An 11990-nucleotide genomic window follows, 5' to 3' on the forward strand; every position below is an offset into this window, starting at 1 on the left:
ACCAGCATGCCCACCCATCCAGCCGACTCCGCGGACGGCCGGTCGCGCGACGTCCGCGTCGCCGGCGTCCCGCCGCGTCGCACCGAGGCGCCGCGTCACGCCGAGCCGTCCCGCGACACCGAGCCGATGCCGCACGGCGACCCCCTGCCGCATGCCGCGCCGGCCGCCCGGCCGGCGTCTCCCGAGCAGACCGCGCCGACGCGCCCGGACCGGCCCTCCCCGGCTCACGCCGCGCCGACGCGGCCCGAACTGGCCAAGGAGGAGGTGGCGACCCGGTTCCCCGAGCCGAACGCCGACTCCGGCTCCGGCCGTGACGACCGGCTCATGGCCCCGGCGGAGGCGCAGCGCTTCCGTGAGCGCTGGCGCGACGTGCAGGCGAGCTTCGTCGACGACCCCGGGGAGGCCGTGCAGCGCGCCGACCGGCTGGCGGCCGAGGTGGTGGACGCGCTCGGCCAGGCGCTGACCGCGCGCAGGCGCGCGCTGAACGAGCACTGGAACTCCGGCGAGGGCGACACCGAGCGGCTGCGGCGGGCGCTGCGCGACTACCGCGGGCTCGTCGACCGCATCCTCGGCGCCTGACGGCGCCCCGCCCCGGCCCCGTTACGTCCTCCCGGGGCCCATGGTCCTCGGCCGCCCGTCGTCCCCGCTCGGCGGGCGGCCGACGAAGATCACCGATTCCCCTCCGGGCGCCGTGCCGCCTGTGTACCTTGTGCAACCTGTCCACGGGCCGTGACGGCCCGTCCGCACGAGGGCGCGGCGGGCCCGCCGCCCCGCACGACCCCGGGTGGAGGATTCCGGAATGTCTTCTTGGGCCGACCGGCTCGACGAGGCCCTGCGGCGGTGGGACCGCGGCGAGACCGGCGCCGCGGTCGCGCTGCTGCGGGAGGTGGCCGCCTCGGGGGATCCGCAGGCGGCGCCGGAGGCGTCGCACCGGCTGGCCCAGGTGCTGCAGGCCGGGGGCGACCTGGCCGGGGCCCGCGCCGCGCACCGCGCGGTGGTCGACTCCGGACATCCGCTGTTCGCCCAGCGCTCGGCGCTGGCGCTGGGCCTGCTCATGGTCGACGACGAGGAGTGGGCGGCGGCGCACCGCGCGCTGACGCTCGCCTCCGAGGGCGGCGACCCGGAGATCTGCGCCCTTGCCGACACCGCGCTGGGGCACGTGCTGGCGCGGCTCGGCGACCCGGCGGGGGCGCGCGCCGCGCTGGAACGCGCGGCCCGGTCCACCGACCCCGAGGTCGCCGAGCTCGCCGGGCGGCTGGGCGCGTCCGCCGCCGGCCTGGACGCCGCGCTCGACCCGGAGACGGCACGGGCGGCGCTGGAGCACGCCACCGGCCTCGCCGACCGGGCGGACCGGGGCGACGAGGAGGCGGCGGACGAGGCCGAGGCCGTCTTCCGGCACCTGCTGACGTGCGGCGACGCCGAGGTGATGGCGTCGGCCGCGTTCGGGCTGCACGACCTGCTCGTCGCCCGCGGGCGGTACGCGGCGGCGCGCGAGGCCGTCGAGCACGCGGTGGCGGTCGGCCGCCCCGAAGACCTGCCCGTCGCGTACCGGCTGCTCGGCGCGGTGCTGGCCGAGCTGGGCGAGTACGCCGAGGCGCGTGAGGCGTACCGGCGCGCCGCGCAGGACGCCCGCCCCGAGCACCGGCTTCCCGCGCTGGTCGAGGAGGGCAGGCTGGCGTCCCGGCTGGGCGACGACGACGCCGCCGCGGCGATCTTCCACCGGGTGATCGCGGCCGGGCACGACGAGCACGCACTGCGCGCGCGGGCCTGCCTCGCGCACCTGCACACCGAGGCGGGCCGGACGGACGAGGCGCTGGCCGCCTGGCGCGCCGTGCTGGAGGACGAGGCGCAGGACGACGACGGGTACGCCGAACAGGCCGTCCTCGCCCTGGCCGCGCTGCTGCGCCGGGTGGAGGACGGGTCGCCCGAGCACGCGGCGGTGCTGGACGCCGTGCGGATCGCCGCCGACCATCGCGACCCCGACGTGGCGTACCGGGCACGGCTGCTGCAGGCGCACGCCGCCGTCCGCGCGCCGCTGTCCGATCCGGACGCCGAACGGGCCGTCCAGGACACCGACCGGGGCCTGGACCTGCTGCGCGACGGCGACCTGGCCGGGGCACGGCGGCTGCTGCGCCGCGCCGTCGACTCCGGCACCGGGGAGGTCGCGCTGCGCGCGGAGGTGTCGCTGGCGCTGCTGGAGCTGGGCGAGGGCGACGCCGACCAGGCCGAGGAGCTGCTGGCACACGTCGCCGAGGCGGGCGACGTGCAGCTGTCGCTGCTGGCCACGGTGTACCTGCACGCGCTGCGGTCCCCGCTGGGGGCGCGGCATCCGGTGCTGCGCGGCCCGGTGGACCACCAGCGCCTCGGCCGCGAGCTGGGCGTGGCGAGCTGGCAGGAGGCCGCCGCGGATGGCGACGCGGCCGCGGCGCCGGCCAAGGCGATGCTGGCGCAGCTGCTCAGCGGCCTCGGGCTGGACCTGGCCACGACGGCGCGGATGTACCAGGAGGTCATCGACTCCGGCGACCCGCTGGCGTTGTCGTACGCCGTGCTGGCCTACGAGGAGCCGCTCGTCCACCAGGGCCGCCGGGACGAGGCCGTCACGCTGCTGCGCCGGGCGCACCGCGAAGGGCACCCGCTGCTGGCTCCGTGGGCGGCGCTGCGGCTGGGGTGCAGGCTCGCCGAAGGCGACGACGACCTGCCCGAGGCGCGCCGCGCGCTGGAGGCGGCCCTCGCCGGTCTCCCGGCCGTGCGGGACGAGGCCGCCGGCGCGCTGCTGGGCGTGCTGGAACGGCTGGACGACCTGCCGGCGATGTGCGCGCTGTACGAACGCGTCATCGCCGAGGCGGTGGCCGCGGACGACGCCGGGCGCGCGGCCCGGCACGCGTGGCTGCTGGGCCTGACCCTCGTCCGCACGGACGACCCGGCCGCGGCCCGCGAGGCGTTCGCGCGGGTCCCGCAGGACGATCCGCAGCTGGCGTTGTGCGGGCTGTACGCGCGCCTGCTGCTGGACGGCGACTTCGACGCCGCCGTCCGCGCGCTCATCCCCGTCCAGGCGTACGGCGACGACGACCCGCGCTACTGGATGGCCACCCGGCTGGCCCTGGAATGCGCGCACGCCTGGCAGCGCGCCGGTGACACGGCGTCCGCCGACGCGGCGCTGTCCCTGGTGCTGGCCGCCGGGCATCCCGAGTACGAGCAGGAGGCGGCGGGCTACCTGGGCGCGCTGCGGCGTGAGGCGGGCGACCTGCGCGGCGCCGTCACCGCGTGGCGGCGGGCGGCCGCCACCGGGGACAACCTGTGGATCGCGGGGTTCGCCCTGCACGGCGTCGGCTGCTGCCTGCACGACCTGGGCGATCCGGACGGCGCCGCCGAGGCGTTCCGGCGCGTGCTGGAGGGCGAGCGGGCGGGCGACGGCGAGGCGGAGGAGCACGTGCTCGACGCCGCGCGCCGGCTCGGCGAGATTCTGGCCGGTCAGAACCGCGCCGCCGAGGCCCGGGAGATCCTCGACCGGTTCTTCGGGGACGCCGCGCCGCTCCTGCTGGGCGCGGCGCTGGACGCGGCCGGGCACCACACCGAGGCGGCGGCCGTGCTGCGGGAGACCGCCGCCGATCCGCACTCGCCGGCGGCCGCGGTCGCCGCGTTCAACCTCGGTCACTCGCTGGCGCGGGCGGGGGACGTGGACGGCGCCGCCGAGGCGTTCGAACGCGCCGCCGTCGACGGGTCGGAGGTCGCCGGGCACGCGCTGGTCGCGCTGGGCGACCACCTGCGGGAGGCGGGCGACGACGCGGGGGCGCGCGCGGCGTTCGAGCGCGCCGCCCGCGACGCCGACGAGACCGTCGCGCGGCGGGCGCGGCGGCGGCTCGGCACCGCCACCGCGCTGGACCGGGCCTGGCTGCTGCTCACCGACGACGCCGACCGCGAGGGCGCGCTGGCGGCCTTCACCGAGGTTCACGGCTCGGCCGACCTGGCCCGTCTCATCGTCGCCCTGCACGACGGGGACGTGGAGGCGGCGCGCCGCCCGGCCGAACGTCTCGCCGGTGACGACCGGGCCTACGAGCTCGTCCTGCGGACCGCGCACGAGCTGGACGCCGCCGGGCAGGCCGGCGAGGCGGCGAAGCTGTACGAGCTGGCCGTGGCGTCCGGCGGTCCCCGGCACGCCGGCTGGGCGCTGCTCGGGCTGGCGGCGCAGGCCGCCGACCGCGCCGACGTCGCCGAGGCCGAGCGGCTGTGCCTGCGGGTCACCGCCCACGACGATCCGGAGCTGGCGGGCACGGCCTGGGACAACCTGCGCGTCCTGCGGCTGCGCCGCGACGACGTGCCCGCCGCGGTGCAGGCCGCGCGCCGGGCCGTGGACTGCGGCCGGCCGCCGGTGGTGACCCGGGCGGGACGCTGGCTGGCCGACGTCCTGGAGGAGAGCGGCGACCTGGACGGCGCGCGGGAGGTGCTCACCCGCGCCGCCGCCGTCGACGACCCCGGCGCGACGGCCGCCCTGCGCGCGCTGGTGCTGCTCCTGCAGCGGCAGGGCGACGACGAGGCGCTGGCGGAGGCGGCCGGGCGGGCGATCGACGGCGGCGACCCGGAGACGGTCGCGATGGCGTACTCGGCGCTGGCCTACGCGCGCCGCGCCCGCGGTGACGACGCGGGGGCCGCCGAGCTGCTGCGGCGCGCGATCGCCGAGGGCGACCCGGAGTCCGCCGCCGTGTTCCGGCTCGACCTGGCCGGCCTGCTCAGGGACGGGGGCGACCGGGACGCGGCGCTGCGCGAGTACGAGACGGCGCTGCGTTCCGGCGAGCCGGTCGCCGTCGCCATGGGCGGGCCCCTGCTCGGCGAATGGCTGCACGAGGAGGGCGACCTGGCGGGGGCCGCCGGGGCGTTCGCCGCCGCCGCGGCGGTGGACGCCGAGCCCGGGTCCCGGCTGGCCGACTGGACGCGGGGGGCGATGAACCGCCTGTCGGCCATCGCGCGCCAGGCGGACGAGGCCGGCGACCACGCCGCGGCCGCGCACGCGCTGACGCTGGCGGCACGGGCCGGCGCGTACGACGACGCGGTGCAGGCGGCCAGGACCTTCGCCGACGCGCACGCGGCCGGCGGCGACGTGGACACCGCGCGCCGCTACCTGGAGGCGGCCGTCGGGTTCGACCCCGCCCGGGCGCCGGCGCGCCGCGCCGACCTGGCGGCCGTGCTGGCCGCCGGCGGCGAGGTGGACGAGGCCCGCGCCATCCTGACGGAACTGCAGGACGACGAGGACGCCGACGTCCGCGTGAACGCGGGCATCGAGCTCGTCAGGCTGCTGATCCGCGCCGGGGACGAGGACGCCGCGTACGCGGTGGCCCGGCGCCAGTCCCAGGACGCCGACAGCCCCGTCGCGTCCATGATGCTCGGCCTGCTCGGGCACCTGCAGATGGAGCGGGGCGAGCACGAGGAGGCCCTGCGCACGCTGCGCGCCGCCGCCGACGACGACCGGCCGCTGTCGGTGTTCCTGCTGGCCCAGACGCTGGAGGAGCAGGGCGAGGTCGCCGAGGCCCGGGACGTCTACCGGCGGCTGGCCGAAGGCGGCGACCCCGAGTTCGCGGCCCGGGCGATGGTCGCGCTGGGGCAGACGTACCACGACGAGGACGAGACGCAGGCCCGCCGGTGGTACCTGCGCGCGGTCGACGCCGGCGACGCCGATCTGTCCCCGACCGCGGCGATGTATCTGGGCGCGCTGGGCAAGCGGGCGCGCGACTTCGACGCCGCGCTGCCGTGGTACCAGCGCGTCATCGACGCGGGCCACTGCGACGCGGGGCTGGCGGCGGCGCACCTGGGCGAGCTGTGCTACTGGCTGGGCGACCGGGACGGCGCCGTCCGCTACTACGAGCTGACGCTGTCCCTGACCGACCTGCCCGACCTGGTGGCCGAGGCCGCCTACCGGCTCGGCGAGATCCGGCACCGCGACGGCGACCTGCCCGCCGCGCGCACGGCGCTGCTGCGCGCGCTGGAGACCGAGGACGCCACGTTCGCCCCGCAGGCCCGCGCCCTGCTGTCCCGGCTGCCCTGACCGGGGCACGCCCGCGGGACCCGCCCCGGGCTGGCCCGCGGCACCGCGAGGAAGGAATACTGAACCTCATTCGGTACCGCTGCCAAGGAGGATCCAGGGTGTCCGACTACACCATGACGATCGATGGCGAGGCCGTCTCCGCACCGGGCACGTTCGGGGTGGTCAATCCCGCCACCGGCGAGGTGGCCGCGCAGGCCCCGGACTGCACGCGCGAGCAGCTCGACCGGGCCATGGCCGCCGCGCGGGCCGCGCTGCCGGCCTGGCGCCGCGACGAGGCGGTCCGCCGCAAGGCGCTGCAGGCGGCCGCGGACCTGCTGTTCGCCCGGTCGGAGGAGATCGGCCGGATCATCACCCTGGAACAGGGCAAGCCGCTCAAGGACGCCACCACCGAGGTGATCGGCGCGGGGGTGTGGCTGAAGTACTTCGCCGACCTGGAGCTGCCCCGGGAGGTGATCCAGGACGACGACGCCGCGCTGGTGGAGGTGGTGCGCCGTCCGCTGGGCGTGGTGGCCGCCATCACCCCGTGGAACTTCCCGCTGCTGCTGGCGACCTGGAAGCTGGCGCCCGCGCTGCTGGCCGGGAACACCATGGTGCTCAAGCCGTCCCCGTTCACGCCGCTGTCCAGCCTGCGGCTCGGCGAGGTGCTGCGGGACGTGCTGCCGCCCGGCGTGCTCAACGTGGTGACCGGCGGCGACGAGCTGGGCGCCTGGATGACCGCGCACGAGACGCCCCGCAAGATCAGCTTCACCGGCAGCGTGGCCACCGGCAAGCGGGTGGCGGCGGCGGCCGCGCCCGACCTCAAGCGGGTCACCCTGGAGCTGGGCGGCAACGACCCGGCGATCCTGCTCGACGACGCCGACCCGGCCGCCGTCGCCGACCGGCTGTTCGGCGCGGCGTTCGCCAACAACGGCCAGGTCTGCTCGGCGATCAAGCGGGTGTACGCCCCCGAGAGCCTCTACGACGACGTGGTGGAGGCGCTGGCCGCCAAGGCCCGCGCCGCCAGGGTCGGCGACGGCATGACCGAGGGCGTCGAGTACGGGCCGGTCAACAACGCGCCGCAGTACGAGCGGGTCAAGGAGCTGGTCGCCGACGCGCTGTCGGGCGGCGCGCGCGCCGCCGCGGGCGGCGGGCCGGTCGACGGGCCCGGCTACTTCTTCGAGCCGACCATCCTGGCCGACGTGTCCGACGGCACCCGCATCGTGGACGAGGAGCAGTTCGGCCCGGCGCTGCCGGTCGTGAAGTACCGCGACCTGGACGAGGCGATCGCCCGCGCCAACGGCACCCACTTCGGCCTGTCCGGCTCGGTGTGGGGCGCCGACGCCGACCGCGCCGCCGACGTCGCCGCCCAGCTGGAATGCGGCACCGCCTGGGTCAACACGCACCTGGCGCTCGCCCCCCACCAGCCGTTCGGCGGGTTCAAGTGGAGCGGCGTGGGCGTGGAGAACGGCCCGTGGGGCCTGTACGGGTTCACCGAGATCCAGGTGATCCACCGCTCCAAGCGCTGACGCGGAGAGCCCCGGCGTGCGAGGCCCCCCGGACACGCCGGGGGCCTCCTGCCGTTCTTGTCCCCTTATGTCGGTGGATACGGTTTCGCTCCAAGAAAGTGACCTTTCAACCTCTGGTGGGCGCCTGCCCGGATGCGAGACTCTCTGCCCGGGATGTGCACAGCGCCGACCATGTGGAGGGGCCGCATGCAGACGTGGGACGTCATGCGCCAGGACGACAACGGCAACGAGTTCCACGTCGCCGCGCACGACTCGCGGATAGCGGCCCTGGCGCAGGTGCTGGCCCTGGAGAGCGGCGTGCCGCACAAGCAGATGTACTGGGTGTCCGGCCCGCCCGGCCCGGTCGTGCGCACCAACCGCGACCTGTACCTGCACTTCCTGCACCTGGGGCAGGAGGCGCGCGCGGCGTCCTGGTCGCTGTCGGCGTTCCTGCGGGCGCTGTGGAAGGTCAGCGCCCCGCTCAGCGACCGCGAGTCCCTCGCCCCCGACGACGTCGCGGCCATGTTCTCCGCCGCGTCCACCACCCCGCCGCCCGACTACGACCCGGCGTGGAGCACGAAGGACCTGTCGCTGCCGGGTGACGAACCGCGCGGCCACGCCGACTGGGAGCGCGTCATCCTGTCCCAGCTCGCCGACCTGGAGGACTTCCTGGCCGCGCCGCCCGGCCCGCACGCCCGCTTCGGCGTGGACGCGCCGCGCCCGCCCGGCTCCGGACGCCGCGCCACCCCGGCCCGCTGGTACAACTTCGACCCGGCGACCTATCTGGAGTGCGCGGTCGCCGGAAGCCTCGGCGGCTGGGACGCCACGGACGGCGCCCGCGTCCCCCTGTCCACCGGGTCCGGCGACGCGGCGGCCCGCTCGTACGTGCGGCCCCTCACCTCCATGTCGTGGGCGGACCTGGCCCGCATCGCCGTCTGCGGGCAGATCTACGAGTAGCCGCCGCCCGGGGCGGTCCCGTCGGAGGGTTCTCGGGCACGGGTCTGTCGGACACGCTCCTGTCAGGGGCGGTTCTGTCGGGGGCGGATGCGACACTGGCGCCGTGCACGGCAGGCCGGTCGTCATCAAGGACGCGGGCGGTTGGTGGCGCGCCACCGCGCCGCCCCACCCCGCCCTGCGCCCGTTCCTGCGCCGGTACGAGGGCTACTGGGAGTACGGCGCCTTCCCCGCCACCGTGCGCACCCTGCCCCTCCCCGCCGCCGTCGTGATCGTCAACCTCGGCGCGCCGATGGAACTGGACGTCCCCGGCGACGGCTCGGGCGGCCACACCTCGTTCGCGGCGGGCATGCAGGACGGTCACGGCGCCTACCGGCACGCGGGCGGGCTGCGGGGCGTCCAGCTCGACATCACCCCGCTCGGCGCCTACAAGCTGCTCGGCGTCCCCATGGCGCGGCTGACCAACGCGGCTGTCGAGCTGGCCGACCTGCTGGGCCCGGGCACGGCGTCGTTCGTCGGCCGCCTCGCCGAGACCCCCGCCTGGGCCGACCGGTTCGACCTGCTGGACGAGCTGCTGCTGCGCCGTCTGGGCACCGGCCCCTCCCCCGCCCCCGAGGTGCGCCGCGCCTGGGAGCTGCTCACCGCGTCCGGCGGCGCCGTCCCGGTGGCCGACCTCGCCGGCGAGGTCGGCTGGAGCCGCAAGCACCTCAACGACCGGTTCAAGCAGCAGGTCGGCCTGCCGCCCAAGGTCATGGGCCGGGTCCTGCGCTTCCACCGCGCCCTGGGCATGATGACCCGCCATCCGCGGCGTCCCTGGGCCGACGTCGCCCACGCCTGCGGCTACTACGACCAGCCCCACCTCATCCGCGAGTTCCGCGCCCTCGCGGGCTGCACCCCCACCGAACTGCTCGCCGCCCAGGCCGCCATGTCCCTGACCACCACCAGCCCCAACCCCTGACCGGGCATGGTTTACCGGCGACGGCGGGCGGGGTGACGATCGGAGTGTGCGCCTGATGCTGCTCGGGGTCGGCACGGCGGGCTCGGCGAGGTTCGCGCCCGCCGGGCTGCTGGTCGAGTACGGGCGCACGCACGTCGGGTTCGACGGCGGCCCGGGGTCGGAGCCGCCGGAGACCGTCCAGGCATGGCTGGTGCGCCGCCGGGACGACGCCGTCTACCCCGAGCTGTGCCGGATCGCCGGCGACAGCGGCATGCCGCATCCGGCCGTCGCCTCGTTCAGGCACGGGGCGCTGCACGTGGAGCCGCTGCCGCTCCCGGGGGACGCGCCGGTCGGCTACCGGATAGCGGCGGGCCACCACACGGCGGTCTGGGCGCCCGAGTGCCGGGGGCTGCCGCTGTGGGCCGAGGACGCCGACCTCGTCTTCGCCGGGACGCCCGGGATGCGGCAGACCGTCGAGGCGGCACGGCGGCTCGCGGTGCGCAGGCTCGTGTTCGCCCGCCTGGACGAGGAGGCGTGCGCGGCGATGGACGCGGGCAGGGGCCCGCCGTTCGGCGAGTGGGGCGTGGAAGGCGGCCGGTACCGCATGTGACGGCCCGCGCACGCGGCCGCGACGTCCCGCCTCCGTTCGCGTCTCATCCCACCGGGTTCACCCGGAACTGGCGGCCACGGCCTCGAACACCTTCATGTCGGCGTCCCAGTCGGTGCCGGGGCGGGGCCAGTGCACGGCGATGTCGGTGATGCCGAGCTCGGCGTAGGCTCCGGCGAGGTCGGCGAACGACTCGGCCGAGCGCAGCCACGGCTCGTGGGTGAAGCCGGTCAGGAACAGCCGCCGCAGCTCGGCGGGGTCGCGTCCCTCGGCGGCGCACGCCTCGTCCAGGCGGGCGAGCTGGTCGCGCACGGTCGCGCGCGGATCGTCGGCGTCGCCCGCGGTGGTGACCCACATCGCGCCGTACCGGGCGGCCAGCCGCATGCCGCGGGGACCGGTGGCGGCGATCGCGAACGGCACCCGGGGCCGCTGCACGCAGCCGGGCTCGGTCAGCACCTCCCGCGCCGAGTAGTAGGTGCCGGTGAAGGTGGTCTCCGGGCCGCGCAGCACCAGGTCGAGCAGCCGCACCCACTCCTCGAACCGCGACGCGCGTTCGCGCGGCGACCAGTCGGGGCCGCCGAGGATGCCCGCGTCGGACCGGCGGGTGCCGCCGCCCGCGCCGATGCCGACGGTGAGCCGTCCCCCGCTGACGTGGTCGATCGTCTTGATCGCGTGCGCGGTCGGCACGGGATGCCGGAAGTTCGGCGAGGTGACGAGCGTGCCGAGCCGGATGCGGGAGGTGACGGCCGCGGCGGCCGCCAGCGTCGTGTACGCGTCGTACCACGGGGTGGTGCCGCGCCACGCGACGTGGTCGTACACCCAGGCCGCCGCGAACCCCAGCTCCTCGGCGCGCCGCCACGTCCGCCCCGCCTCCGGCCACGACGTGGTCGGCCACATCACCGTGCTGATCTGCGGTGTCGTCACCCGCGCTCCCTCCCTGTGCCCCCGCTGCCGAATGTGATCATCCCATGCCGTCGCCGGCGTCCGGCGCCCGCGGCCGTGAGCGGGGTTCCCGCCCGTCCGGGTCTGGACGGGCGCGGACGCGGTGCGCTTTGGTGGTCGCAGACGAAGGCAAGGAGTCGCCCGTGTCCGAGAACGAGGAGTTCCTCGAGAAGCTGCCGCCGCAGGACCTGATCTTCCGGCTGCCGCCCACCTTCGACAACGTCGAGGACGAGCGCCGGCACCGCAAGGAGCGCCTGGCCGCGGCGCTGCGGCTGTTCGGCAGGTTCGGCTTCGAGGAGGGCGTGGCCGGGCACATCACCGCGCGCGACCCGGAGCACCTCGACCACTTCTGGGTCAACCCGTTCGGGATGTCGTTCAAGCACATCAGGGTCAGCGACCTGATCCTGGTGAACCACGAGGGAAAGGTGGTGGAGGGCCGCTACCCGGTCAACGAGGCGGCGTTCGCCATCCACTCCCAGGTGCACCAGGCCCGTCCCGACGTGGTGGCCGCCGCGCACAGCCACTCGGTGCACGGGCGGGCGCTGTCGGCGCTCGGCCAGAAGCTGGAGCCGATCACCCAGGACGTGTGCGCCTTCTACCAGGACCACGGCCTGTTCGACGACTACACCGGCGTGGTCACCGACCTGGAGGAGGGCAAGCGCATCGCCGCCGCGCTCGGCGGCACCAAGGCGGTCATCCTGCGCAACCACGGCCTGCTCACCGTCGGCGACACCGTCGACGCCGCCGCCTGGTGGTTCATCACCATGGAGCGCTCGTGCCAGGTGCAGCTGCTGGCCAAGGCGGCGGGCCCGGTGGTGCCGATCGAGCACGACAACGCGGTGCTCACCCACCGGCAGATCGGCAACGACCTGGTCGGCTGGATCAACTACCAGCCGCTGTACGACCAGATCACCCGCGAGCAGCCCGACCTGTTCGACTGACAGTGATGATGTTCGTGGTGACGCCGCAGGTGGGTCTGACCCACCGACTGACTGACGTCTCGACTGTCCTTTTTGGGATTTGTCGGCC

General features: G+C 76.3%; 8 protein-coding genes. 7 read left to right on the forward strand and 1 reads right to left on the reverse strand.

Going from position 1 to position 11990, the window contains the following annotated elements; all coding sequences use genetic code 11:
• Positions 1–6: 6 nt before the first annotated feature.
• The 6 genes from ABZ801_RS32415 (at position 7) to ABZ801_RS32440 (ending at position 10022) form a co-directional block, all read left to right on the forward strand.
• Positions 7–579 carry a hypothetical protein gene (locus tag ABZ801_RS32415; RefSeq protein WP_360705152.1) on the forward strand — a complete coding sequence of 191 codons (573 nt, stop codon included), beginning with the start codon at positions 7–9 and terminating at the stop codon, positions 577–579.
• A gap of 220 nt (positions 580–799) precedes the next feature.
• On the forward strand, positions 800–6037 hold the full coding sequence (locus ABZ801_RS32420) for a tetratricopeptide repeat protein (protein WP_360705155.1): 5238 nt from the start codon (positions 800–802) through the stop codon (positions 6035–6037).
• A gap of 98 nt (positions 6038–6135) precedes the next feature.
• On the forward strand, positions 6136–7542 hold the full coding sequence (locus ABZ801_RS32425; protein WP_360705157.1) for an aldehyde dehydrogenase family protein: 1407 nt from the start codon (positions 6136–6138) through the stop codon (positions 7540–7542).
• A 186-nt stretch (positions 7543–7728) separates the two neighbouring features.
• Positions 7729–8478 carry a hypothetical protein gene (locus tag ABZ801_RS32430; RefSeq protein ID WP_360705160.1) on the forward strand — a complete coding sequence of 250 codons (750 nt, stop codon included), beginning with the start codon at positions 7729–7731 and terminating at the stop codon, positions 8476–8478.
• A gap of 103 nt (positions 8479–8581) precedes the next feature.
• Complete coding sequence (locus ABZ801_RS32435) at positions 8582–9433, forward strand: helix-turn-helix domain-containing protein (protein WP_360705163.1); 852 nt, start codon at positions 8582–8584, stop codon at positions 9431–9433.
• Between the two features lie 46 nt (positions 9434–9479).
• Positions 9480–10022, forward strand: coding sequence for a hypothetical protein (locus ABZ801_RS32440; RefSeq protein WP_360705166.1), 543 nt, complete (start codon positions 9480–9482; stop codon positions 10020–10022).
• Between the two features lie 57 nt (positions 10023–10079).
• Here ABZ801_RS32440 and ABZ801_RS32445 read toward each other — a convergent pair whose 3' ends face one another.
• The gene (locus ABZ801_RS32445; protein ID WP_360705169.1) at positions 10080–10943 is read right to left on the reverse strand and encodes an LLM class flavin-dependent oxidoreductase; all 864 of its coding nucleotides are present in this window, start codon (positions 10941–10943) and stop codon (positions 10080–10082) included.
• 161 nt (positions 10944–11104) lie between these two features.
• On the opposite strand from ABZ801_RS32445, the gene ABZ801_RS32450 reads away from it, so the two are divergent.
• Entirely contained in the window at positions 11105–11902 is a 798-nt protein-coding gene (locus ABZ801_RS32450; protein ID WP_344956580.1) for a class II aldolase/adducin family protein, read from the forward strand.
• Positions 11903–11990: the final 88 nt, after the last annotated feature.

Source organism: Actinomadura sp. NPDC047616, assembly GCF_040642915.1.
GTDB classification, from domain to species: domain Bacteria; phylum Actinomycetota; class Actinomycetes; order Streptosporangiales; family Streptosporangiaceae; genus Spirillospora; species Spirillospora miaoliensis.